Here is a 23,644-nt window from a genome sequence, read left to right as displayed (position 1 = left end):
AGGCACGCATGGCGTACCTCAGGAAACAGATTGATGGGCGCGCTGCTCCAGATGGGTAAGCAGCGTGATGGCGCCAATGATGATGGCAGCGCCGAGCCACAATCGGCCGGGGGGCGCCCAGCCAAACACCAGCCAGCCTGCCAGCACGTTCATGGGCAGCTTGGCAAAATCAAAGGGTTGTACGAACGAAGCCTCGGCCACGCTGTAGGCGCGGGCGATGGACATCTGGGCCAGTGCCGACAGTACCCCTGACACCGCCACCAGCAGCCACTGGGTTTCGCTCGGCCACTGCCACTCCGGCAGGGCCAGCATGGCATTGAAGGGGGTGCTGAAGATGAGCAGATAGACCACTATGGTGTGGGATGACTCGCTTGCTGCCTGATAGCGCACCAGCAGAGAGTAACCGGCCCAGAACAGGGCGGCCGCCACCGGCAGCAGGGAGGCCCAGCTGAAATCATCGGTCCAGGGGGCCAGGATCACCATGGCGCCGACAAAGCCCGCCAGGGTTGCCAGAATGCGGGCCCGGCTCACCTGCTCCTTGAGCAGCAGGGCAGAACCCAGGGTCGCGAACAAAGGGGAAGTCATCAAGAGCGCTATCCCCTGCCAGATGGGCACGGGCACCGCCAGCGCCCACAGCCAGAACTGGATGCCGACCACGGCCAGGGCGACTCGCAGCAGGTGCAGACGCAATTGGTTGGTCATCAGAGATTGACGCAGGCCGTGGCGCACCAGCCAGGGCAGCAGACACACCAGAGCGATCAGGTATTGATGAAAGGCAACCTGGGTCGAGGGGAGGCCGAGCTTGAAGCTGACATATTGGCTCAGACTGTTGACGGCGGCAAAGCAGAGGCCTGCCACCATCATCCAGACTGCACCGGCAAAAGGAGAGTGCCTGCGCGAGGGTGCCATGGGATCCGGGTCGCTGGAAAAAAGTGCGGCGGATCATAACGGCAATCGTTTGTTCTGCCAAGCATTGGGCGGTTGGCCATGGGGCCGTTGGCGATAGAATGAACTAAGTTCAAAAATTTTGAACAAGTTGAGCATCTATTTTCGCTATCCGCAGAGAAGCTCAATGTTTAGAGTGACCTCCATCGACAGCCAAGCTGTTCAACCGACAACCAAATGGAGTTTCACCATGGCCAATATCCTCGTACTCAAGTCCAGCATCCTGGGCCAATATTCCCAATCCAACGCCCTGATAGACGGCTTCCTGGCTGACCATCCGTCCGACACTGTCACGGTACGTGATCTGGCGACCCTGAACCTGCCGGTGCTGGACGGCGAGCTGGCCTCGGGTCTGCGCGGTGGTGACAACCTGAACGAACGTCAGCTGGCCGTCATGGCACAATCCGACGAGCTGATCGCCGAACTCAAAGGGAGCGATTTGGTGGTGATTGCCGCCCCCATGTACAACTTCAACATTCCGACCCAGCTGAAAAACTGGATTGACCTGATTGCCCGTGCCGGCGTGACCTTCCGTTACACCGAAACCGGTCCGGTCGGTCTGTTGGAGAACACCCGCGCCCTGGTGATCAGCCCCCGTGGCGGCATGCACGTCGGCAGCGCCACCGATCTGGTGACCCCCTACATGCGTACCGTGCTGGGTTTCATCGGCATCAAGGACGTGGACTTCATCTACGCCGAAGGCATGGGCATGGGTCCGGATGCGCAAGCCAAAGGCATTGAGCAGGCCAAAGGGCAGCTGGAAACCCTGGCGCTCTGATCAAGAGACTGGCCATGTCGTACCAAACAAAACAACGCAGCCCTTGGGCTGCGTTGTTTTTTCTGTGCAGGTATAACGGCAGTGGCCAGTGGGGCGGGTCAATCCTGAATGAAGTGACGACAGCCGCTGCCCACCATCAGACACACGGCGACCAGAGAGCCCAGCAACAAGGTGCTGAGCCACTGCTCGGCGCTGTCAGGCAGGCTGGGGGAAAACAAACTGATCATGAGAATGGCGCAGAGGGTGATCAGGGTGGTCTGTCGGGTCAGGATCATCATGGGTCGTCCTTGGCTGGCGTGTCACGGGTCAGAGGCTAACGGCCGTGTATGACAGCTTGATGTATCCATACATGTCGCTGGGTGTCATTCCACGGTGTCATCATCACCATATCAGCTTTTAGCGCCGGGGCCAGTGCCGTTGGCCGGGTTGTGATCCGGATCCCTATCTGAACTGTTTCTGATCCGGCCGGTAGTGGAAATCGCCGCTGGCAAGCCTGGCGACCAGGGCCTCCTGGTCGAGATCCTGTGCCTTGCAGAGATCGTCCAGATCATCAAAACGATCACGCAACTGCATATTGACCAGGCTCAGCAGCATGTTGACATCCATGGTGGCGAAATTGTTCAGGTTCATGACTTGTGCTCGCTATCCAGCAGGTGCAGTTGTTCGATGGCGTCGCTGACACTTTGCAGGTGCAGACGAATGGATTGACGCGCTTCGGCAGGCAGGTAATCGGTGAGGGTATGCTGCCAGCTGCCCGCTTCGGTCTTGAGCTGCTGGAACAGGGTAAGCCCGGCATGGGTGAGAGAGACCAGGCTGACCCGCTTGTCCTGTTCGCTGCTCTCGGTAAACAGTATCCCCTTCTCCACCAGTCGGTGGATTTCGCGGGAGATCCGCACCTTGTCCATCCCGCTCGCCTCCACCAGCTCTTTCTGGCTGATGGGGTAGTTGGGGCCGAGCACCATCATTAGGCGCCATTGGGGCACCGTCAGCTGATAACGCTGCTGGTAAAACTGCTCAAAGGTATCGCGCACCATCTCGGCGGCGTGAACCAGCTGATAGGGGGGGTAGTGCGCAAGCAGCTCTATGATCTTTGACATATGACATCCTGCTGTGACGGCTGCATCGAGTGCAGTTTCTCTTGATACTTTGACCTTGATGATACGTAACACAAGGGCGTTTGTCTGAACATGCACCAGAGAAATGTGCGGTTGCGCACGTCATACGCCGCAACCGGGTCTGTTCGAAGCTGATTTATACGACTGGCTGCTCAGCCTTTACGCAACCAGATCAAGGCGTTGTGCTTGAGCCAGGCCTCGCGGCTCTGCAGTGTGTAGAGCGCTGCTTCATCGCGACTACCCGCCTGCCAGCTCTGGGGCTCCTGTTTGGGGAGTTTGCGCTGGCCCAGCAGACAGGCCGGAATATGGGCATTGGCCTTGATGGCGGCGTCCAGCTGCGGCTGAGCCGCCTCGGGGCCGTCACAGACAAATGCCATCAAGGCCCTGTTGTAAAGCAGCCAGCTGGAAGCCTCGTCGAAGCGCACCAGCAAGGCGCGCAGGGCGGCCCAATCCCCTTGCAGGGCATAGAGACTGGAAAGAGGATAACGGCAACCCAACTCATCGGCGATACACAGGTCGAGCAGCGCCAGATATTCCTGGCGAGCCTGCTCCAGCTGGCCGAGACGCAACAGGCAATCGGCGCGGCCTGCCCTGGCGGCGAGCAGCGGGCGTGCCTCGTGGGCACTCCAGCCGTGGCCAGCCATCTGCTGCCAGAAAGCGGCATCGAACAGCGGCTCGGCATCGTCAATCACCTTGTCAAACCAGCCAAGACGAGCCAGGGGATCGCGGCAAGCATCGGCCAGTTCGAACCACTGCTGCCACTGTTCGGCCTGCTCGCTATCGAGGGCTGCCTGAGTGCCGGGCACAGCTTGATACTCATCCAGTTGCAGCAGCTGGTTGAGCGCCGCCTTCATGTTCTGGCGCTGGCGTTTGCAAAATTCCATGAAGGGCCGCTCACTGCCGGCGGCCGCGTGCAGCATCTGGGCCATGGGCTTGTCGCGAAACAGACTGAGTTCGGCAGCGAGGCTGAAACGATACTGGGTGGTGGGATCGTTCAGATCCTTGGGCTTGGGCCAGCTGGCAAATCCCTGACTGAAGCCGTAGCACCACTGGCCGAGGGGGTGACTCTGCTCGAACACTTGCTCCGGGCCGTCGGTAGAGAGGCGGCACTGGCTTGGCAAGGCCAGCTGGGCCTCGTCGGCCTGAGCTTCCAGCTCGGCGATCAGATGGTGCAGCGCCTCTGCGCTCTTCTCATCCAGTTCGGCGTCATGTGGCAACAGACCGGCCAGCGGGGCCTGCCAGTCAGGGGCATCCGGCCCCACCAGACGGGCACACAGAAAACCATGCAGCGCCGGGTAGGTCATGTCCTGCCCACTGTGGGTCTGGATCCATTGATTGAGATGACGGGTACGAGTGGATGGATTCATCGACAGTTCCTCTGGATTTGAACAGCGGCGCAGTCTACCCAAAAGTGGGGGTATTTGCAGTAAAGCACCGGTCGAATGACGATTATATCGCCATAAACCGTGAAAACGGCCTCGAAAATCATGCGGGAGAAGGGCAAGGGGCTAGGCCCTGTTGCCGCTCTTGGGGTAACATGCGCGCCCATACGGGCAATGAAAAATTGACCATCCGGATAATGAAAGAAGAGATCAGCATGTTACAGATTGGCAAGATGAACACCCTCACCGTAATCGAGCTTGAAGACAGGGGCGCCTGGCTGGCGGCCGACGAATATGGCGAGCTGCTGCTGCCCAAGCGTCAGCTGCCGGAAGGGGTGGCTGAAGGTGACGGTGTGGAGGTCTTCCTCTATCTGGATGCCGACTGTGAGCCTGTGATCACCACCGACAAGCCGTTTGCCATGGTGGGCGACATAGTCGGTCTCAAGGTGGTCAATGCCAACAAGATCGGTGCCTTTCTCGACTGGGGCATGAAAAAAGATCTGTTTGTGCCGACCCGTGAGCAGAACAAGCCGATGCAGGTGGGCCACGTCTATCTGGTGCATCTGATGCTCGACAACGAAGGCCGCATGGTAGGCACCAGCCGGCTGGAGCGGTTCCTGCGCACCGATAACCCCCCCTTCAAGGCTGGTGACGAGGTAACAGCACTGCCGGGTGAGCACACGCCGCTTGGCATCAAGGCGATCGTCAACGGTGAATATTCCGGCATGCTGTTCAAGAACGAGGTATTTGGCCGGGTGATGACGGGTCGACCGTTGACCGCCTGGGTCAAGCAGGTACGTGACGACGGCAAACTGGACCTGACCCTGCAAAAGCCGGGCATGGATCGGATGGACGATGCCGGTGGCCGGATCCTGACCCGGCTGATGAAGCAGGGTGGCAGTCTGGCTGTCGGTGACAAGAGCGAACCCGAGCTCATCTACAAGCTGTTCAACATGAGCAAGGGCACCTTCAAGAAGGCCATCGGCGGCCTCTACAAGCAGGGAAAAATCGTCATCGAAGACAACTGCATCACCCTGGTTGCCACAGATACCGACTCGGCAGTGGACAGCGAGTAAGTGCCGAGCCCCTGTATCGGCCACTGTCAGGCCAAGGACGGGCTCTGCCTCGGCTGTGGCCGTACCCTGACCGAGATTGGTCACTGGTCGGCTATGGAGAGCGACGCTCAGCTGGCCGTGATGGCAGAGCTGGACGGCTCGAAAAGCACCCATGCGTGCCCTGGTTGTGGCGAGCCGGCATTTTGCGCCGTGTCGGCCGGTGCAACAATCGCACAGTGCTGGTGCAGCCAGTTGCCTGCTCTGCCCATGAGCGAGGCCAGCGCCTGCTGGTGTCGCCGCTGTCTGGCCAAGGCCATTGCAGCGCAGCCCTGAGCGGGGCATATCAGAAAAGAGAAAGGCGCCGAGGGCGCCTTTTTTATGCCTGTTGCTGGCGATGCCAGCGCACATGGACATCGTGCTCGTTAAGAAAGCGGGGCAGCAGGAAGGTGGCGTAGATCACCTCAAACTCATCCTGATGGTCCAGCAAGCCAACCCATACCTCGACCCAGGACTCCATGTCGACCGGTACACCGAGTTCGGTTGACCAGTCTCCATTGGGCAGGGTCGCCTCGACGGCGCCACGCTGTTCGAACTCCAGTGTGATGTCGACGATTTGTTCGGGGGCCAGCATGTCTGCGGCCTGCTCAAGAAACTGATCATAGGCCCATTCGACCAGCTGATCCGGGGTACGTTGTTCCATGAAATCACTCCAGATACATCGAGGTTCGCTACTGTAGCAAGTATTGGCGGTGGCGGCCAGACCGGTGCGGATACCGATCCGCCACCTGTCCAACGGCGCGGGTAGAAGGTATGGTTGAAGGGGGATCCACTGGAGGGGTGTCATGAAGCGACGAGTGCGGCGACAGCAGATCAAGCGACGACGGGAGGCCTGGTGGTGGCACTATCTGCCGCTGCACCAGAGCACTGTGGGCGGTCATCTGGGCCCGCCGGCAGAGACATTGCCTGCTGACCCCGATCCCTGATAGATGGCTCTGATGCGCTCAGGGGCGATGTACGGCCATCGGGCATTGGTAGAAGTGGCTCTGTGCCCGATCCTCAATCGTCCTTGTATACCTTGTTGAGGGTAGCCTGGCCAAGTTGACCCATCTGGCGACGGATCCAGGCAGAGCGTTGCTGAACATAGGGGGAGGGAGGCTGGACCCGGTAGCGCCAGGGATTGGGCAGGGCGGCAGCCAGCAGAGAAGCCTCGTAACGAGTCAAGCGGGCGGCCGATTTGCCAAAATAGTGCTTGGCGGCGGCCTCGGCGCCATAGATGCCGGGGCCGAACTCCACGATATTGAGATAGACCTCGAGGATGCGGGATTTGTCCCAACCCAGCTCCATCAGCAGGGTAAACCAGGCCTCGATCCCCTTACGCAGGAAGCTGCGATCGCTCCACATGAAGAGATTCTTGGCCGTCTGCTGGCTCAGCGTGCTGGCGCCACGTACCCGCTTGCTGCGCTGGTTGTGCTTGAGTGCCGAGCTGATGGCATCCATGTCAAAGCCGCTATGGTCGGCAAAGCGCTGATCCTCTGCGGCGATCACCGCCAGTTGCAGTTCCCGCGAAATACGAGCTATGGGCACCCAGTCATGCTTGACCACTGCTATCTTGGTGGGCGGAAACAGGGCCCGTTCGATGCGCCAGGTCCACATGGGGGGATCGATGAAGCGCAGCAGCACTACCGAGACGATGGAGCCGAGCAGGGCTGCCGCCAGCAGCTTGCCGAGCCAGCTCAGCATGCGCCGTCCCAGAGCCGGACGTACCTGCTCGGGAGCATAATAGCGGGGAAGCAGATCATCGGGATCCGGAATTATTGGGGCAACCATTCGATGTGGCAGAACTTCTCGTCAACACGGCGGGAGAGCAGCATGCGGGCAAACAGGTGCTCATATTCTTGTTCGGCATTACCAAGCCCGACCCAGATCTCGGCATACTCGGTATCGCTTACGGCAAATCCCACGTCCGCTTCCCAGTCATCGGCCGGATCGGTTTCCGCCAGCAGGCCGCGACTGTTGAACTCCCGGTTGAAGACGGCAATCTCCTGCTCCGGCAAGTTGTCGGAGGCCAGCTCCATGAAAAGTTCGAGTGCGGTGTCGAGCAGTTCCTCGACGCTGTGCATTTCATCGTTCAAAGACATAGATCGTCCGTTCCAGATAATAAAAATGAGACGCCCCGTCGGCAAAGCCGAACAGTGGCGCGCGGTATTCTAGCTGGCCCCCTCTTCCTTGGCGAGATCAGGCGTGTGGCCCGCCCTGTTTGCGGCAATAAAAAACCGGACCCTGGTACAGGATCCGGTCTTCATTGGGGGAAGGGGTCACGCATGTGGCGTCAGCTCATCCCTTTTTGTCATCGGCGAAAGTGATATTGAGCTCCAGCACAGACAGCTCATCACTCTTCTTGTCCAGCTGGACCGTGATCTTGTCAGGGTCGATCTGCACATACTTGCGGATCACATCCAGCAGGTCCTGCTTGAGCTGGGGCAGGTAATCTGGCCCCCCTCTGGATGAACGCTCGTGCGCGACTATGATCTGCAACCGCTCTTTGGCCAGTTGTGCGGTGTTTTGTTTCTTGTTGGAACGAAAATAATCCAATAATGACATGTTTAACTCCCGAACAGTCGGCTAAAGAAGCCCTTCTTTTCTTCTTCCAGAAAACGAAAATCCTTGGTGTCGCCCAACAGGCGGGCAACGGCATCCTCATAGGCCTGACCGGCATCGGACTCCTTGTCCAGAATGACCGGCTCCCCCGAGTTGGAGGCGCGCAGCACAGCCTGGGACTCCGGGATCACCCCGAGCAGCTTGATGGCCAAGATATCCTGTACATCCTGTACGCTCAGCATGTCGCCACGGTTGACGCGGGTCGGGCAGTAGCGGGTGAGCAGCAGGTGTTCCTTGATCGGGTCTTCGCCGCGCTCGGCACGACGGGACTTGGAGGCCAGGATGCCAAGGATGCGATCCGAGTCACGCACGGAAGAGACTTCCGGGTTGGTGGTGACGATGGCCTCGTCGGCGAAGTAGAGCGCCATCAGGGCACCCGCTTCGATCCCGGCTGGCGAGTCGCAGACGATGTAATCAAACTTCATTTCCGCCAGCTGATCCAGGATCTTCTCGACCCCTTCATGGGTGAGGGCGTCCTTGTCCCGGGTCTGGGAGGCGGGCAGGATGAACAGATTTTCGCAGCGTTTGTCCTTGATGAGGGCCTGATTGAGGTTGGCCTCACCGTTGATCACATTGACGAAGTCATACACCACGCGCCGCTCGCAGCCCATGATGAGATCCAGGTTTCTCAGACCGATGTCAAAATCGATGACCACAGTCTTGTGGCCACGCTGAGCCAAACCTGTACTCAGGGCCGCGCTGGTTGTGGTCTTGCCAACGCCACCTTTACCCGATGTAACGACTATGATTCGCGCCATTCTCGCTTCCTTGTAACTCTATTTGATATGGTCTATTCGGAGTTGTTCGTTATCCAGCCGGACATGCACCGGCTGTTGTATCAGGCCTGCCGGCAGTGCATCGCTCAGTTGGAACGTGCCTGCGATGGATAGCAGCTCGGCCTGCAATTGCTGGCAATAAATCCGTGCCTGGGTGTTGCCCTTGGCACCGGCAATGGCCCTGCCACGCAGGGCGCCATAAATATGTATGCTGTCGTCGGCGATGACTTCGGCCCCCTGGCTCACCGAGCCCAGTATCACCAGCGAGGTGCCGGCGGCGTAGAGCTGTTGGCCGGAACGCACGGGGCCCACGTGCACCTTGCTCGGCACCAGAGGCGCCGGCGCGGCCTTCACCTCGGCCACCGGAGACGGGGTGGGTTCCGGCAGTGGCAGCGGCTCGACCTTGCGGCTCTTGCCAGAGGCCATTACCGCCAGCCCCGCGGCCTTGGCTGCCGTCTTCATCGCCTCATCCCTGGCGCCCGTGATCCCGACCAGCACGAAGTCCTCTGATTCGACCAGCCCTTTGAGCTGGTCAAAGTCGGGGATATCCGCGAGTCGTTCCACATTGATGACGAGGGGGGCACAATTAAAAAACTGAGGCGCCTGGGCGACTTTTGCCGCCAGTAACTGACTGATCCGCTCAGGCTTGCCATCGCTGATATGCAACACAGAAATAGTGAAGGTAGTCCCTTTCAATTCGTTATCGCGCTCAACCATGATCTTCCCCGAGACAGAGACGGTAATCCGTTATTGTTATTCAATTCCTGATGTTATAGTTTGCCACCATCAGAGGCAATAAACCCGTCGGATTATATCAACTTCCATGTTATGTGCAGTCTATAAAAGTCGTAAAAAAGCCGAGACCTATCTTTTTGTTGAAAGAAGAGAGGATTTCTCCCGCGTACCCGAGGTGCTGATGAGTACATTTGGTCGTCCCGAGCTGGTATTGATGACCAAACTGGATCCAGCCAAGCCCCTTGGGATTGCCTCGACCAGCCGGGTCATGGAGGCGCTCGGCAGTCAGGGCTTCTACCTGCAGGTGCCACCGCCGCCCGAAAATCTGCTGGAACAGCACAAGGCACAATTAAAGGTCAGCCGCTGATGAAGGGTCAGCTGGCACTGTTATTACTGGGGGGACTGTTAAGTACTCCGTTGCAGGCCAGCCCCGATTTTGAGCGTTACGTGATTAGCCTCAAACAGGAAGCACTGGAGGCCGGTATCAAGGCCGAGACAGTGGCGGCTGCGTTTGCCGATATTCGGGTCATCGAACCTGCCATCAAGCACGATAAAAACCAGCCGGAATTTAAAGTGACGCTGGACACTTATATTCCCCGTGCGGTCCCGCAGTGGAAAGTCAATCAGGCCAGGGCCCTATATCGTCAGCATTTGCCGCTGCTCACAAAAATAGGGGCAGAATATGGCGTACAACCGCGCTTTATTGTCGCCTTGTGGGGCGTCGAAACCAATTTCGGTAAATTGACCGGTAAATTCCCGCTCATTTCTTCGCTGGCCACGCTGGCCTGGGATGGTCGACGTGAGGCCTTTTTCAAAGGGCAGCTGTTTGATGCCCTGCATATCATAGAGCAGGGACATGTGACCCCTGCGGCCTTAAAGGGCTCCTGGGCCGGTGCCATGGGGCAGGTGCAGTTCATGCCATCTTCCTTCCTCAAATACGCAGTCGATCAGGATGGTGACGGCAAGAAGGATTTGTGGGGCAATCTCGCGGATGTGTTTGGTTCGGCAGCCAATTATCTGCATCAGAATGGCTGGCACGGGGATGAAACCTGGGGCCGTCAGGTCAAGGTGCCCAAGACGCTGGATCCCGCCTTGCTCGGGCTGGAACAGTCCAGGCCGTTATCGGCGTGGCAGACACTGGGCGTGAGGCAGCTCGATGGCACAACCTTGCCCCGCGCCGAGATGCAGGCCTTCCTGGTTCGCCCCGACGATGTGGAAGGGCGCGCCTATCTGGCTTATCCCAACTATCTGGTACTGCGCCACTGGAATCGCTCCCACTATTTCGTGGTGGCGGTGGGAACCCTGGCCGATCGTATCGTGGAGTAGCTGGCTCAGATCCTGGTACTTCCTCTGATTGGGCATTTCATACGATAAACAAGGGATGCGATTGCAGAGTGAATAAATCGCAGCGGTAATCCAGATGGCGGGCGTCTCCAAATAGCAGGCAACAAAAAGGCGGGAATTCCCGCCTTTTTGTGTTTTTGGCAAACACTGCTTATTCGCAGGCAACCTGCATCACCTTGATGGCCAGACCACCACGGGAGGTTTCACGGTACTTGGAGTCCATGTCCTTGCCGGTGATGTACATGGTCTCGATGACCTTGTCCAATGACACGCGCGGCTTGGAGGTGCGACGCAGGGCCATGCGGGAGGCGTTGACCGCCTTCATGGCGGCGATGGCGTTGCGCTCAATGCAGGGGACTTGCACCTGACCGGCCACAGGATCACAGGTCAGACCCAGGTTGTGCTCCATGCCGATCTCGGCGGCTTCACACACCTGTTCCGGGCTGCCACCCATCAGTTCGGTCAGACCGGCGGCGGCCATGGAGCAAGAGACACCCACTTCACCCTGGCAGCCCACTTCGGCGCCGGAGATGGAGGCGTTCATCTTGTAGAGCATGCCGACGGCGGCGGAGGCCAGATAGAAGCGTGTGTATTCGTCACGGCCGACCGGCTGGATGAACTTGTCGTAGTAGGCCAGCACGGCCGGTATGATGCCCGCGGCGCCGTTGGTCGGCGCGGTCACCACGCGGCCACCGGCAGCGTTCTCTTCACTCACTGCCAGGGCAAACATGTTGACCCAGTCGACGATGCTCATCGGATCGTTGGAGAGATGTTCATTGGTGGTCAGCTGACGGTAGAGCGGGGCGGCACGACGGGGCACGCGCAGCGGGCCGGCCAGGATCCCTTCGGTACGGCAGCCGCGTTCGATCCCTTCCCGCATGGTGGTCCAGATCTTGCCAAGTTTCTTGTAGATCTCTTCCGGGGTGTTGAAGCACTTCTCGTTTTCCAGCATCAGGGCGGAGATGGAGAGACCGGTCTGGCTGCAGTGGGCGAGCAGCTCTGCCGCACTCTTGAACGGATAGCTTACCGACATGTCGCCGCTGTCGGCCTTGCCGAAGTTCTCTTCGTCGACGATGAAACCGCCACCGATGGAGTAATAGGTCTTGCTGTAGGTAGCCTCATCTTCGATGAAGGCGGTCAGCTTCATGCCGTTTTCGTGCAGCGGCAGCGCCTCGTCATGGAACACCATGGCGCCCTGCGGGAAGCTGACGGTGTGGCAGTGCAGGCCGATCGGCAGGCGGCCGGTCTGCTCGACACGGGAGATGAATTCGGGGATGCCGTCGATGTCGACGTTCTCGGGCAGATTGCCCGCCAGACCCATGATGATAGCGGTATCGGTGTGATGACCTTTGCCGGTCCAGGAGAGCGAGCCATAGACATCGACCTGGATCCGGGTGATGTCACGGATCTTGCCGCCAGCACGCAGTTCATCCACGAACTGTTTGGCAGCTTTCATCGGGCCGACAGTGTGGGAAGAGGAGGGGCCAACACCGATTTTGAAGATATCAAAAACGCTGATCATGTAACAATTACCTCAGGATAGAAGGGGGCGCCATGCCCACTCGCAGAAACGGGATGATCCATGGGACGAGGGCGTCGTCGCCGAGGTCAATGAACCAGATAACCCTAGTGTAACGATTCAAAGCCTAAAAAAAGTTGAAATAGATCTATTTTTGTTGAATCAGAGGCGCGAGTATAAAATTTATTTTGATGCTTATCCATTTTGTTAAGCACTTGGCAAACGTTTTGCAAAAAAATACCCGGCCAGGCCGGGTATTGCGGGAAAAAGTGGAGTCAATTGGCTGTTTTTAACATTCTGTAATGTTAACAGCCAGGCCGCCGCGGGCTGTCTCCTTGTACTTGGTCTTCATGTCGTTGCCGGTTTCCCACATGGTTTTGATCACCTTGTCCAGCGACACCTTGTGTTCACCTGTGCCACGCAGGGCGAGGCGGGCGGCATTGATGGCCTTGACTGCGCCCATGGCGTTGCGTTCTATGCAGGGCACCTGCACCAGCCCTCCCACCGGATCGCAGGTGAGACCCAGGTTGTGTTCCATGCCGATCTCGGCGGCGTTTTCGACGATGGCGGGGCTGCCGCCCAGGATCTCGGTCAGGGCACCAGCGGCCATGGAGCAGGCGACGCCCACTTCTCCCTGACAGCCCACTTCGGCTCCTGACAGCGAGGCGTTTTTCTTGTACAGGATGCCGATGGCGGCGGCGGTGAGGAAGTAACTCAGCAGCAGCTCGTCATCCACCTTGCGCACGAAGCGGTCATAGTAATGCAACACGGCCGGAATGATGCCGGCGGCGCCGTTGGTAGGGGCTGTGACCACACGGCCACCGGCGGCGTTCTCCTCGTTGACGGCCAGCGCAAACAAGTCCACCCACTCGATCACCATCAGGGGATCCTTGTTGAAGTTGGTCTCGCAGTTGAGCTGGCGATGGAGGGCCGGGGCCCGGCGCTTCACTTTGAGGCCGCCCGGCAACACCCCTTCGCTGCGGCAGCCGCGTTCGACACAGGCTTGCATCGCCTGCCAGATCTTGCGCAGACCGGCTTTGATTTCCTCTTCGCTCCGAAATACCTTCTCGTTGGCAAGCATCAGACCCGAGATGGAGAGACCGCTCTCCTGGCAATGGGCCAGCAGCTGGGCGCCGCTCTCGAACGGGTAGGGGACGGGGTGGGCTGCATCGAAGCGGGCCGCCTCTTCCTTGGCGTTGGCAAAATGGCTCTCCTCTATGATGAAGCCACCGCCGATGGAGTAGTAGGTCTGCTCAAGCAGCAGGGCATTGCCTGCGAATGCGCGCAGCGTCATGCCGTTGGAGTGAGCGGCCAGGGTCTTGCGGCGATTGAAGATGATGGCACCGGCCCGGGCGAACTGGCTCGGCTGCTCACCCGCCAGCAGCAAGGACTGGCTGCGATCCACTTCGCTCAGGAAGGCGGGAATGGCTTCGATATCCACCGATTCCGGTTCAAAGCCAGCCAACCCCAGAATGATGGCCTTGCCTGTGCCGTGACCCTTGCCGGTCTGGCCGAGAGATCCGTAGCACTCGACTTCCACCCGTTCTGTGCCAGGCAGCAGACCTTGCTGCTTGAGCGCGTTAACAAAGGCGTAAGAGGCCCGCATCGGCCCCACCGTATGGGAGGAAGAAGGGCCGATCCCGATGGAAAACAGGTCGAAGACACTGATCATGACACCACTCCGATTATGGGTTTCGTCTAAACATTGTAAATTTTTTGTAGTCGATGGAAAGCGGGGAAGCTGAGGCGTGTGATGGCGGCATACAAATGAGTGACTGGCAGCGGGCAAAGAAGGTTGGAATGAGCGCACTGGCATCAAAGAGAAGGAGCGAGACCCGGGCCCGCTCCTTTGCACTGTTCAGTCACTCATCTGCATTCGGTCACTCAGTCGAGGAATTCGCACAGATAGGCGGTGGGGGTTTTCACTTCCAGTTTGAAAGAAGAGTGGCCGGCCACCTCGAAGGATTGGCCCTGACTGTAGGTGTGCCATTCGTCCTCATCGGCCAGCTGTATGGTGAGAGCACCCTTGACCACCGTCATTCGCTCGGGGGCGGCGGTATTGAACTGGTAGTCACCGGCTTCCATCACACCAACGGTCGCTTTGTCACTTTTTTGCTCGAAACCGATGGATTTTACATTTCCGTCAAAATATTCGTTAACTTTCAGCATGTTTTCATCCCTGTATGCACGTTTGCCCAGCAAAAGTAGCACAATGTTTTGTCAGTTGTCATGAATAAAGCTGGAAAAATCGTCATGTTCCTTTTGAATCTTCACTTTGTCGCAAAGTTATCAATAAGTTCCGTTAACGATTTGTCGATTTAAAACAGCAGATAAATATGAGATAAAACGCGCGCTCAGGGGAATGAACAGGTGTTTTCCCCCTGTCTGGTTAATTGCACTGGGAAAGTGTGAATTTTTGCTAAATAAAGGAACATTCTGTGTTAACAAAAGGACTCATTAAGAACATTGGCTTCCAGGTTGTGGTTGCCATGGTGCTGGGCGCATTGGTGGGGGCGTTCATGGGTGAACAAGCCAGCATCTTTGCACCGCTTGGTACCCTCTTTATCCAGCTGATCAAGATGCTGGTGATCCCGCTGGTGGCAGTTGCCATCCTGTCGGGAGCCGCCAATCTGGGCGCGAGCCCGGCTGCAGGCAAGATAGGCGTCACCACCCTGGCTTTCTTCCTCGGCACGTCGGCACTGGCCGTGCTGCTGGCGCTGGTGATGGGGCAAGTCTTCAAACCCGGTGTCGGCGTCGAATTTGGCTCCATGGCCTCCATGTTCTCCGGCGACTACGCCGACAAGGGCGCCCTGCCGGATGCGGTATCTACCTTGCTTGGCATGATCCCGACCAACGTCTTCCAGTCATTGAACGAAGCCAACATACTGCAGATCCTGGTGTTCTGCATGTTCCTTGGCATCGCACTGGCCAAGCAGCCCCGTGAGCGAGCCAAACCGCTGATAGATGGGCTCAACACCCTGGTGGACGCTTTCGTCTGGATGATCAACAAGGTGATGCTGATTGCACCGCTCGGTGTGTTCGGCCTGATGGCCGAGGCCATTGGGACCTACGGCTTCGACGTACTGACTCTGGTGCTCAAGTTGTTCGTGGTCTATGTGGCTGCCATCCTGATCTTCGGGTTCGTGGTCTACCCGCTGCTGGTTGTGCTCTTCTCCAACACACCGGTGCGCAAGTACTTCTCCGCCATGAAGAAGCCGCAGATCGTGGCTTTCTCCACCGCCTCTTCCATGGCGACCCTGCCGGTGACGCTGCAGACCTGCGAAAAAGATCTAAAGGTGAGCAATGCCACCGCCTCTTTCGTACTGCCACTTGGCGCCACCATCAACATGAGTGGCAACGCCATCTATTACGGTCTGGTTGCCATCTTCTTTGCCCAGGTGTTCAACGTTGACCTCGGCGTGGGGGCCTGGGTGGCCATCATCCTTACCTCTACTCTGGGGGCGATTGGTCAGGCCGGTGTGCCGGGCCCGAGCTTCCTGGTGGTGGCCGTGTTGCTGGCTGCCGGTATCCCCATCGAGGGTCTGCCGCTGTTGTTCGCTCTGGATCGTCTGTTCGACATGATCCGTACCGCGCTGAACATCACAGGGGATGCGGCCTGCGCTGTCATCGTCGACCGTTACAGCCCGGATTACGATCCGGATCGCTGGTCAAAATAACAGGTACACAAACGAGTCAATGACAAAGGGGCCTGCCGGCCCCTTTCTTTATGGTGTCTCACCCGTGTTTCGCTGCAACTGGGCCAGCGCCTGCTGGCAGCGCTGCTCGGCGGCGTCGAGCTCCAGCAACACCATCTTGATGTCTTCCAGCTGCTGTTGCAGCGTTTCCCGCTTGTCGGCCACCAGTCCCAGCATGGTTTGCAGCTGGGTACGGCTGCTCTTGTCTGCATCATAGAGATCAAACAGATCCCGGATATCTGCCAGGCTGAAGCCCAGCCGCTTGCCGCGCAGGGTCAGTTTGAGGCGCACCCTGTCCTGCTTGCTGTAAATCCGTGTCTGTCCCTGGCGGGCAGGATTCAACAGTCCCTGATCTTCATAAAAACGAATACTTCGGGTCGTAACATCAAATTCACGGGCCAGTTCACTGATGCTGTAGGTCCGCGAGTCATCCTTGTTTCGGTTCATGGCGCTATCTTGACTGTCATTTTGTTGTCAATGCAGGCTGGCACCTTACCCAAACGTCAACTGCCCCGCAAGTCTTGTTCCAACAGCGGGAGCAGCATATGTTATGTCCATGTAACAAGGAGAGTGCAATTGATGGATATTGTGATTGTTGCGGCCAAGCGTACCCCCATGGGGGCCTTCCAGGGAGCCTTGGCCAACCTGACGGCCCCCGAGCTCGGCGCTTGCGCCATTGCTGCCGCCATGGCACAAGCCGGGCTCAAGGGGGAGCAGATCGATGAAGCCTACATGGGCAATGTGCTCAGTGCCGGGGTGGGGCAGGCGCCCGCCCGTCAGGCTGTGTTGAAGGCAGGTTTGCCGGAGAGTGTGCCATGCACCACTGTCAACAAGGTGTGTGGTTCCGGCATGAAGGCGGTGATGCTGGCGGCAGACAGCTTGCGTCTGGGTGACACCGACATAGTGATCGCCGGCGGCATGGAGAGCATGAGCCGGGCGCCTTACCTGCTCGACAAGGCGCGCAGCGGTTTTCGCATGGGGCATCAGAGCGTGCTGGATCACATGTTCCTCGACGGCTTGCAGGATGCTTACGAAGGCCAGTTGATGGGGCATTATGCCCAATTGAGTGCGGATCGCGCCGGTCTGGCTCGCTCCGACATGGACGCTTTTGCCATTGCTTCCCTGACGCGTGCGCTGGCGGCCCAGCAGAGCGGTGCTTTCAAGGCCGAGCTGGCCCGGGTTACTGTCGGTGACACCCTGCTGCTCGCCGAGGATGAGCAGCCTGCCAAGGCCAGGCCCGACAAGATCCCCCATCTGAAACCGGCATTCAGCAAGCAGGGCACCATAACGGCGGCCAATGCCAGCTCCATCTCGGACGGAGCGGCGGCGCTCATCCTGATGCGAGCCGAGACGGCGGCGCAGCTGGGCCTGCCCGTGCTGGCCCATCTGGTGGGTTATCAAAGTCATGCCGCTGCGCCCGCCGAGTTTACCAATGCGCCCATCGGCGCCATCAATGCCTTGCTATCCAAGATCGACTGGCGGGCGGAAGAGGTCGATCTATTCGAGATCAATGAGGCGTTTGCCATGGTCAGCATGCTGGCCATGGCGGGTTGCAACCTGCCTCATGACAAGGTGAACGTGAACGGCGGGGCCTGCGCACTGGGGCATCCACTGGGGGCGAGTGGTGCCCGTATTCTGGTTACGCTCATTCATGCGCTGCATGCGCGCAGTCTGAAACGGGGTGTGGCAAGCCTGTGTATCGGTGGAGGGGAGGCGACTGCCGTCGCCATCGAGTTGAGCTAATCTGTTTCCGCCATGGCCTGGAATTGCTGATTGACCCAGGCGGTGGCGGCCAGATAGAGCTGGCTGACCTTCTCTTCATTGAGCCCGAGTCGGGCCGTTCTGGCGGTAATGCGCTGCCAGTTCGCACTCTCATAATCTTCACAAAACGAGAGATAGAAACCCAGGTTGCCCTTGCGTTCCAGCAGGGCGACCCGGATCTCCTCGATCAGGGGGATAGTGCCGAGCAGCCTGTCCATCGGCTGCTCCATCAAGACATCCAGCAAAGAGAACAGACCCGTGATAAAGGCTTGCTGCGCCTCCTGGGTGGGGGCATGGGTGTGCGCCAGCAGCTCGCAAAAGCGGGCCCGGATCATGGACATCTGATAGAGCTCGGCACTCTTGCCATGGCCCGCGCTGGTGGCGGCGACCAGGGTCACGAAGCGCTTGAGCTGGGTGTGACCCAGATAAACGGCCGCCTGGCGAAACGAGGAGATGGGGTTGGCGTGGCTCTTCAGGTGATTGACGTAACGCAACAGCTTGAGGGATAGCGAGATATCCTGACTCAGCAGCTGTTCGATACGATTGAGATCCGGCTCCTCCTGGTTGACTACATTGAGCAGTTGCATCACCACCACCTGGGCGGGCTGCATTGTGGTCTGCCTCACCATTTCGGGACGGCTGAAGAAGAACCCCTGGAACAGATCGATACCGAGCCGCTTCACTCGTTCAAACTCCGCCTTGTCTTCAACTTTCTCCGCCAGATAAGTGAGCTTGAGATGCTGGTGTTGCTGGATGAACACCTTGATCCGCAACAGCGAGGTGGCGCGCAGATCGAACTTGATGATGTGAATATAGGGCAGGAAGCGCTCCCATTCGTCCGACATGGTGAAGTCGTCCAGCGCCAGCTGATAACCAAGCTCATGCAACTGCTGCACTTTGGCCAGCAAGGCATCGTCAGGATCTGCATCTTCCAGGATTTCGATGACGACCTTCTCTTGTGGCAGACATTCCGCCAGCCCTTCGAGCAGAAGGGAGTGGGGAAAGTTGATAAAGCAGGGCCGCCCGCCAAGCAACTGATCGATGTTCTGTTGCAAAAATTGCTCGACGACCAGTCTGGCCGTGGCCTGCTGTGAGGAGATCACCGGAAACACATTATCCAGACTGTCGCGAAACAGCAGCTCATAGGCATAGGTGTTCAATTCCCGATCCAGAATGGGCTGCCTTGCTACGTATGAATACATGCATCTCTCCAGCGTGAGTACTGGATTGATTTTATTGTGAAGATGAGCACTATGCCAGCGCGGCGGGACCGGAAACAGTCAATAACTGGCATAGTGCTTGAATGGGAGGGCCGGGGTTGGAAGAGCCGGGTTAGAAGAGATAGTTCAGCTGCAGGCCAGCCAGCCAGGCATCCCCTTCCGAGGTGCCCTGGAAGGTAGAGGTGGTTTGCGGGATCCCGGGCTTGAGCTCCATGGTCTCGGACACATCCACTTTCTTGCCGTCGATCAGCGTCAGGCCCAGATCCAGCGAGAAGTTGCGATCAAACTGATAACCCACACCGGCGCTGTACCAGACCCGGTCCGAGTCAGGGATGGAGATGGTGCGGCGATCGGCCGGGACCGGGCTGCGATCATAGGCAATACCTGAACGTAGTTGCCATTGTGGAGCCAGCTGATAGGTCAGGCCCAGCGCATAGCGCCAGCTGTCTTCCCAGTGCTCATCCTTGATGTGCATGATGCCGTGATTGTCGAGCTCGGATTCGAGCTGCACGAATTTGCTCCAGTTGGTCCAGTTGATGCTTGAGTGCAACGCCAGGGTCGGGGTCAACTGATGGAACAGAGCCAGCTCGGCCGTGGCGGGCAGGGGCAGATCCAGGCTGCCGGTGTCGGTAAACGCCTGACCATTTTGCTCGATGCCGATGGCATCGCCGGAGAGCGTCAGGGTCACATCATGCCGATAGGAGAGACCCAGGCGAGTTGTTTCTGACAGCTCCAGCAGAGTGCCCAGGTGCCAGCCCATGGCCCAGCCATCCCCTTTCAGGTGTTTGGCTATCTTGTTGTTGGAAGGGAAGGTGCCACCCACTTCTCCCTCACCCTGAATTGCGGAAAGGCCGCCGCCGACAGACCACATCTGATTGATGCGATAGGCCAGCGAAGCACTCAAATCCAGGGTCTTGATGTCCGAGATATTGCCGAAGTGACCGGCATTGTAGTTATCCGGCATCTCGACGCCAAGGCCGTAGTAGGAGGTGGCTGCCAGCCCCAGTCGCCACTGCTCATTGAGCGGCACTATCAGATAAGCGTTCGGGACCCAGGCATCGCCAGCAATATCGTGGGCTGCTGCATCCAGATTGGCCGGGCCCATGGCGGTAGGCACCCGGGTGGTCCCCTCTATGTTGACGTCGGGGCGGACATAGATGAAACCACCAGAGAAAGCCACTGTATCGAAACGGGTCATGGCGGCGGCATTGCGGGAGAGCACGCTGGCGTTGTCAGCGATGGCTGCCTCGCCTGCGAAGGCGCGGCCCATGCCGGTAGCGGATTGTTCGGCCAGCTGGAAACCTGCTCCCTGGGCCTGGCTTGACAGTACCAGCAGGGCGACAAGAGATGGCTTCATAAAGGAGTGCATTGCGTTGTCCTTGAAAATGAACGCTGGGTTCAATCGGTCTTATGGTCGGGTGCAGGATTTTATATGGTATGACCAGTAAGGCAACGGGCTCAGCCCTGTAGGGTGTAAAACAAGATTAAATGCTGAGAAGTAAGGGGCTAATGGCTTGATAAAAAAGGAAATGTGAACAGATGTTTGCTACAGCTGTACGCTGAAAACAGGATGTTGAATAAAAAAAGAGCGCCCGTAGGCGCTCTTTTGGTTCTGCAGATAATCAGAATTTCATGTTGAACTGAGCGGAGGCCAGCAAAGCAGTACCGCTAGAGGTACCCTTCCAGCGTACCGGATCGGAGTGGCTGGTAAGGCCTTCGTTCACGTCCACTTTCTTGCCGTCCAGATAGGCCATGCCGAAATCGACACTCATGTCCTTGTCGATGTTGTAGGTGGCACCAGCGCTATACCAGACGCGGTCGGAGTCAGGAATGCTCAGGCTGCGATATTCAGCCTCGATCGCGGTCTTGTCATAGGCGAAACCGATGCGGGCTTCCCAGGACGGATTGATGTACCAAGTTCCGCCCAGAGCGTAACGGGTGGAGTCCTTGAACTTCTCGTCTTTTTGCAGACAGACGCCGCCGGCGCAGGAGTTGCTGGTGGCCTTGAGCTCCTGGAAGGCGCTCCAGTCAGTCCAGTTGACGGAGTAGTGCACGGCGAACTGCGGATTCAGACGGTGGTAACCGGCGAACTCGGCCTGGGCCGGCAGATCCAGTTTCAGATTGCCATCAACAGTGTTGTAGCCTGAGCTCAAACCCTTGAAGTCACCGTCAAAGCTCAAATCCACCTGGGAGCGATAGGTCAGAGCGAAACGATGATCCTCGTTTACCTCGTACATGGTGCCGACGTTCCAACCAAAGCCCCAAGTGTCGCCTTTCAGGTGCGCTATGGCGGTGTCGCTGTTATGGACTATACCTGTCTTGGCGGTCAGGGCCGGGGCGAGGGCACCGGCATAACGGTTTAGCTCGGCCTTGGCGTAGACGGCGTTGATGCCGGCACCGACGCTGAAGTTTGAGTTGATGCGATAGGCGATATTCGGGTTGATGTTGAAGGTCAGCAGCTCGGTATCACCGGCACCTGCACCGGCAGCGAAGTTCTTGGAGTACTCGGTCGCCAGACCGTAGTTGGAGAACATGCCGATACCCCAGGCCCACTGATCGTTCAGTGGCTGGATAAAGTAGGTAGCAGGGACGAAGGCATCCGGTGCGATATCAGACTGGCTGGCGCTGGCCATTTTAGCGGGGCCTGCATAGATATCACCTTCAACATCCACATCCGGTTTGATGTAAGTACCGGAAACGGAGAGTGCCATCTTGTCAAAACGGGTCATGGCTGCCGGGTTGCGTGACAACACGGAGGCGTTGTCGGCAATGGCGGCTTCCCCTGCATACGCACGACCCAGACCGGAGGCCGAGTGTTCGTTCAGCTGGAACGCGGCAGCGAAGGTTTGGGTACTGGCCAGAGTAACGGCGGCCGCGATCAGGCTTTTTTTGAAAAAGGCAGTTGTCATAGTGTTCTCTCTTGTAGGCAGATTTTCTGTCAGCATCAGGGCTTTTTTGCCACCGTATACGACAAGATCTGTTGTTATTTCAGCTTCTTCCCATTCAATTCTGGCGTGATTCTATGGATCTGGTAGGAGGTAAGAAATCAGACCAGTGACAGCAGAATACATAAAAGTGTCTATTGTGTTAATCATTTGTTTTAACTTGGCGTTTAAACAGTCTCTTTTGCCAGTTATTGAGTGAAAATTGAACGTTGATGCTGATCTGCATCACAAAAATAATTTTGGCTATTTGTGGTGATTGGGCGCTAATGGGTGAGGATTGTGGCGTTAAAGGAGAAGAACGAGCAGACAACCGGATTGTCTGCTCGTATAACGGACACGACGCCGTCTGAGTCAGGATCGCGTTAAACCCGGTTAAATCGACCAGTGCAAACGGGACTCCAGTTCCTGCGCCACCGGGTTCAGTGACTCCTGCATATCCCCGATCAACACCATGTTGGCTCCCTTGAGCGGCACTATCTCTCCCTTGAGCTGGCCGTCATCGAAGTTAGGCTCAAGGGTCAGTGGCACATGCTTGGGTACCAGAAACAGGGTGACAGGCCCCATCTTGCCCTGGATCACCATGTGCAGCGCCGGCCCCTGGTAGAAAGAGCAGTGATTGACATAGGTGACCTTCAACCCCTCCATGCCCATCAGGGTGGCGCCATATTTTTCCATCTTGGCGTTGATGGTACGCAGGCTTACCTTCTCATCCACATCCTTGATGAAGGGCTCCTCCCCATAGACGTGAGCCATGGCGACTTGACCGAGGGAAAGCTCTCCCGGTGTTGTCAGTGGCCAGCTTAACCAGCGGGTACTCATGCCAAGCAGGAAGGCGACCGACGCTGCCATGGCCAGCATACGCCAGCTGGTGCGTGGGCGAGATGGCAGCGGGACAACCCTTTCTGGCTCTGCCTCCAGCGCCTGCCTGAGCAAAATACGCTCGGCCAACCCTGCCGGAACCTCGACCTTCATGGCCTGATGCAGGTGACGATCCAGCTGCTTCATGTCGTCCATGTGCTTGCGATTGGCAGGGGAAGCCTGCGCCGCTTCGAGAAACTCGGGAGTCTGTTCCAGTGGATGGGTGATGGCCCGACGGCGAAATTCCAGCTCATCCATGGGTATGTCCTCTTTGTTGTGTCTTTGACTCCATGGCCTCTTTGATCTGGTTGCGGGCCCGAAACAGGCGAGTCATGACGGTATTTTTGTTCAACCCCAGCTGCGTCGCTATCTCGTCGCCGCTGAATCCCCCCAGCACCTGCAGCAGCAAGGGTTCCTGATATTCGGCGGGCAGACGGGCGATATGGCGTCTAAGCCATTCGTGCTCCATCTCCTGCTCGCTGTGCAAGGCATCCGGATCGCTCTGGGGATGCTCGTCGAGATCGATGAGATCAAATTGCCTGCGCTCGAAACGACGGGCATTTTCCCGCCGCAATATGGTGATGAGCCAGGCCTTGGCGGCTTTGTCATCAACCAGAGTATCAATGGCCTTCCAGGCGCGCAGGAAGGTCTCTTGCACCAGATCTTCCGCCACCTGGGGATCCCGGCACAGCCAGTAGGCGTAGCGGTAGATGTCCCCGTGCAGGGCATGCACCAGAGCCTCGTATTTGGTTTGTTTGTCTGCCATGCCTTCATAGACCGGAGAAGCCGTTGGATCCTTTCCGACCGTGGCACCTTTTTTTCTGAAAAAACCTAACGCCATCGCTGGGCTTCCTTTTA

Annotated in this window: 28 protein-coding genes; 8 read left to right on the top strand and 20 right to left on the bottom strand. The window is 57.9% G+C overall.

Annotated features, from left to right (window positions below; translation table 11 throughout):
- Positions 1-18: 18 nt before the first annotated feature.
- Positions 19-909, bottom strand: coding sequence for a DMT family transporter (locus GWQ31_RS16535; protein ID WP_042871757.1), 891 nt, complete (start codon positions 907-909; stop codon positions 19-21).
- A 226-nt stretch (positions 910-1,135) separates the two neighbouring features.
- Between GWQ31_RS16535 and GWQ31_RS16530 the strand changes: the two genes are divergently transcribed.
- Entirely contained in the window at positions 1,136-1,723 is a 588-nt protein-coding gene (locus tag GWQ31_RS16530) for an FMN-dependent NADH-azoreductase (RefSeq protein WP_275909836.1), read from the top strand.
- A gap of 98 nt (positions 1,724-1,821) precedes the next feature.
- Here the strand turns inward: GWQ31_RS16530 and GWQ31_RS16525 are convergent, their stop codons facing one another.
- The 4 genes from GWQ31_RS16525 to GWQ31_RS16510 form a co-directional block, all read right to left on the bottom strand.
- Positions 1,822-2,001, bottom strand: a complete 180-nt coding sequence (locus GWQ31_RS16525; protein WP_005311246.1) for a hypothetical protein — start codon at positions 1,999-2,001, stop codon at positions 1,822-1,824.
- A gap of 163 nt (positions 2,002-2,164) precedes the next feature.
- On the bottom strand, positions 2,165-2,353 hold the full coding sequence (locus GWQ31_RS16520) for a DUF4250 domain-containing protein (RefSeq protein ID WP_125599244.1): 189 nt from the start codon (positions 2,351-2,353) through the stop codon (positions 2,165-2,167).
- The gene (locus GWQ31_RS16515; RefSeq protein ID WP_005311250.1) at positions 2,350-2,820 is read right to left on the bottom strand and encodes a MarR family transcriptional regulator; all 471 of its coding nucleotides are present in this window, start codon (positions 2,818-2,820) and stop codon (positions 2,350-2,352) included. Before GWQ31_RS16515 ends, GWQ31_RS16520 begins: the two co-directional genes overlap by 4 nt.
- 170 nt (positions 2,821-2,990) lie before the next feature.
- The gene (locus GWQ31_RS16510; protein ID WP_275909835.1) at positions 2,991-4,205 is read right to left on the bottom strand and encodes a UPF0149 family protein; all 1,215 of its coding nucleotides are present in this window, start codon (positions 4,203-4,205) and stop codon (positions 2,991-2,993) included.
- Positions 4,206-4,417: 212 nt separating this feature from the next.
- Between GWQ31_RS16510 and GWQ31_RS16505 the strand changes: the two genes are divergently transcribed.
- Both GWQ31_RS16505 and GWQ31_RS16500 read left to right on the top strand, forming a co-directional pair.
- Positions 4,418-5,296, top strand: coding sequence for a S1-like domain-containing RNA-binding protein (locus GWQ31_RS16505; protein WP_005311254.1), 879 nt, complete (start codon positions 4,418-4,420; stop codon positions 5,294-5,296).
- Entirely contained in the window at positions 5,297-5,608 is a 312-nt protein-coding gene (locus GWQ31_RS16500) for a DUF1289 domain-containing protein (RefSeq protein ID WP_021139268.1), read from the top strand. It abuts the gene before it with no gap.
- Positions 5,609-5,651: 43 nt separating this feature from the next.
- Here the strand turns inward: GWQ31_RS16500 and GWQ31_RS16495 are convergent, their stop codons facing one another.
- The gene (locus tag GWQ31_RS16495) at positions 5,652-5,975 is read right to left on the bottom strand and encodes an HI1450 family dsDNA-mimic protein (protein ID WP_005311259.1); all 324 of its coding nucleotides are present in this window, start codon (positions 5,973-5,975) and stop codon (positions 5,652-5,654) included.
- Between the two features lie 142 nt (positions 5,976-6,117).
- On the opposite strand from GWQ31_RS16495, the gene GWQ31_RS16490 reads away from it, so the two are divergent.
- The gene (locus GWQ31_RS16490; RefSeq protein ID WP_162829730.1) at positions 6,118-6,258 is read left to right on the top strand and encodes a hypothetical protein; all 141 of its coding nucleotides are present in this window, start codon (positions 6,118-6,120) and stop codon (positions 6,256-6,258) included.
- A 73-nt stretch (positions 6,259-6,331) separates the two neighbouring features.
- On the opposite strand, the gene mtgA is transcribed toward GWQ31_RS16490, so the two are convergent.
- The 5 genes from mtgA to minC form a co-directional block, all read right to left on the bottom strand.
- Positions 6,332-7,102: a monofunctional biosynthetic peptidoglycan transglycosylase gene (gene mtgA, locus GWQ31_RS16485; protein ID WP_275909834.1), complete on the bottom strand. Its 771-nt coding sequence runs from the start codon at positions 7,100-7,102 to the stop codon at positions 6,332-6,334.
- The gene (locus tag GWQ31_RS16480; protein ID WP_265462124.1) at positions 7,087-7,413 is read right to left on the bottom strand and encodes an HI1450 family dsDNA-mimic protein; all 327 of its coding nucleotides are present in this window, start codon (positions 7,411-7,413) and stop codon (positions 7,087-7,089) included. Before GWQ31_RS16480 ends, mtgA begins: the two co-directional genes overlap by 16 nt.
- A gap of 196 nt (positions 7,414-7,609) precedes the next feature.
- Positions 7,610-7,876 carry a cell division topological specificity factor MinE gene (gene minE, locus GWQ31_RS16475; RefSeq protein ID WP_005311265.1) on the bottom strand — a complete coding sequence of 89 codons (267 nt, stop codon included), beginning with the start codon at positions 7,874-7,876 and terminating at the stop codon, positions 7,610-7,612.
- Positions 7,877-7,878: 2 nt separating this feature from the next.
- Complete coding sequence (minD, locus tag GWQ31_RS16470; RefSeq protein WP_005311266.1) at positions 7,879-8,691, bottom strand: septum site-determining protein MinD; 813 nt, start codon at positions 8,689-8,691, stop codon at positions 7,879-7,881.
- 18 nt (positions 8,692-8,709) lie between these two features.
- Positions 8,710-9,426: a septum site-determining protein MinC gene (minC, locus tag GWQ31_RS16465; protein WP_111587799.1), complete on the bottom strand. Its 717-nt coding sequence runs from the start codon at positions 9,424-9,426 to the stop codon at positions 8,710-8,712.
- A 106-nt stretch (positions 9,427-9,532) separates the two neighbouring features.
- On the opposite strand from minC, the gene GWQ31_RS16460 reads away from it, so the two are divergent.
- Complete coding sequence (locus tag GWQ31_RS16460) at positions 9,533-9,811, top strand: YcgL domain-containing protein (protein ID WP_059167725.1); 279 nt, start codon at positions 9,533-9,535, stop codon at positions 9,809-9,811.
- The gene (locus tag GWQ31_RS16455) at positions 9,811-10,770 is read left to right on the top strand and encodes a lytic murein transglycosylase (protein ID WP_275909833.1); all 960 of its coding nucleotides are present in this window, start codon (positions 9,811-9,813) and stop codon (positions 10,768-10,770) included. The genes GWQ31_RS16460 and GWQ31_RS16455 overlap by 1 nt, the downstream gene beginning before the upstream one ends.
- A 169-nt stretch (positions 10,771-10,939) precedes the next feature.
- Here GWQ31_RS16455 and GWQ31_RS16450 read toward each other — a convergent pair whose 3' ends face one another.
- From GWQ31_RS16450 to GWQ31_RS16440, 3 genes are all read right to left on the bottom strand, one after another.
- Positions 10,940-12,310, bottom strand: a complete 1,371-nt coding sequence (locus GWQ31_RS16450; protein ID WP_021139264.1) for an L-serine ammonia-lyase — start codon at positions 12,308-12,310, stop codon at positions 10,940-10,942.
- Between the two features lie 286 nt (positions 12,311-12,596).
- The gene (locus GWQ31_RS16445) at positions 12,597-13,979 is read right to left on the bottom strand and encodes an L-serine ammonia-lyase (protein WP_275909832.1); all 1,383 of its coding nucleotides are present in this window, start codon (positions 13,977-13,979) and stop codon (positions 12,597-12,599) included.
- 212 nt (positions 13,980-14,191) lie between these two features.
- Entirely contained in the window at positions 14,192-14,476 is a 285-nt protein-coding gene (locus tag GWQ31_RS16440) for a pyrimidine/purine nucleoside phosphorylase (protein WP_201302849.1), read from the bottom strand.
- A gap of 269 nt (positions 14,477-14,745) precedes the next feature.
- Between GWQ31_RS16440 and GWQ31_RS16435 the strand changes: the two genes are divergently transcribed.
- Positions 14,746-15,984: a dicarboxylate/amino acid:cation symporter gene (locus GWQ31_RS16435; protein ID WP_099993332.1), complete on the top strand. Its 1,239-nt coding sequence runs from the start codon at positions 14,746-14,748 to the stop codon at positions 15,982-15,984.
- A gap of 48 nt (positions 15,985-16,032) precedes the next feature.
- Here the strand turns inward: GWQ31_RS16435 and GWQ31_RS16430 are convergent, their stop codons facing one another.
- Positions 16,033-16,449 carry a MerR family DNA-binding transcriptional regulator gene (locus GWQ31_RS16430; RefSeq protein WP_265421753.1) on the bottom strand — a complete coding sequence of 139 codons (417 nt, stop codon included), beginning with the start codon at positions 16,447-16,449 and terminating at the stop codon, positions 16,033-16,035.
- A gap of 132 nt (positions 16,450-16,581) precedes the next feature.
- Between GWQ31_RS16430 and GWQ31_RS16425 the strand changes: the two genes are divergently transcribed.
- Positions 16,582-17,745 (top strand): acetyl-CoA C-acyltransferase, encoded by a 1,164-nt coding sequence (locus GWQ31_RS16425; RefSeq protein WP_234576934.1) that lies wholly within the window; start codon positions 16,582-16,584, stop codon positions 17,743-17,745.
- Here GWQ31_RS16425 and GWQ31_RS16420 read toward each other — a convergent pair.
- The 5 genes from GWQ31_RS16420 to GWQ31_RS16400 form a co-directional block, all read right to left on the bottom strand.
- The gene (locus GWQ31_RS16420) at positions 17,742-18,965 is read right to left on the bottom strand and encodes an EAL domain-containing protein (RefSeq protein ID WP_034524016.1); all 1,224 of its coding nucleotides are present in this window, start codon (positions 18,963-18,965) and stop codon (positions 17,742-17,744) included. The two genes, GWQ31_RS16425 and GWQ31_RS16420, sit on opposite strands and share 4 nt — an antisense overlap.
- Positions 18,966-19,095: 130 nt before the next feature.
- The gene (locus tag GWQ31_RS16415) at positions 19,096-20,352 is read right to left on the bottom strand and encodes an outer membrane protein transport protein (protein ID WP_275909831.1); all 1,257 of its coding nucleotides are present in this window, start codon (positions 20,350-20,352) and stop codon (positions 19,096-19,098) included.
- A gap of 253 nt (positions 20,353-20,605) precedes the next feature.
- Positions 20,606-21,892 carry an outer membrane protein transport protein gene (locus tag GWQ31_RS16410; RefSeq protein WP_087755651.1) on the bottom strand — a complete coding sequence of 429 codons (1,287 nt, stop codon included), beginning with the start codon at positions 21,890-21,892 and terminating at the stop codon, positions 20,606-20,608.
- 408 nt (positions 21,893-22,300) lie between these two features.
- Entirely contained in the window at positions 22,301-23,044 is a 744-nt protein-coding gene (locus GWQ31_RS16405; RefSeq protein ID WP_275909830.1) for a DUF3379 domain-containing protein, read from the bottom strand.
- Complete coding sequence (locus GWQ31_RS16400; protein ID WP_011898743.1) at positions 23,037-23,627, bottom strand: sigma-70 family RNA polymerase sigma factor; 591 nt, start codon at positions 23,625-23,627, stop codon at positions 23,037-23,039. Before GWQ31_RS16400 ends, GWQ31_RS16405 begins: the two co-directional genes overlap by 8 nt.
- Positions 23,628-23,644 lie beyond the last annotated feature (17 nt).

It is taken from the genome of Aeromonas sp. 2MA4 (assembly GCF_029237305.1).
Taxonomy (GTDB): domain Bacteria; phylum Pseudomonadota; class Gammaproteobacteria; order Enterobacterales; family Aeromonadaceae; genus Aeromonas; species Aeromonas salmonicida.
Note: the sequence above shows the minus strand (reverse complement) of the source record. Positions and strands in the feature narration are given on the sequence as shown.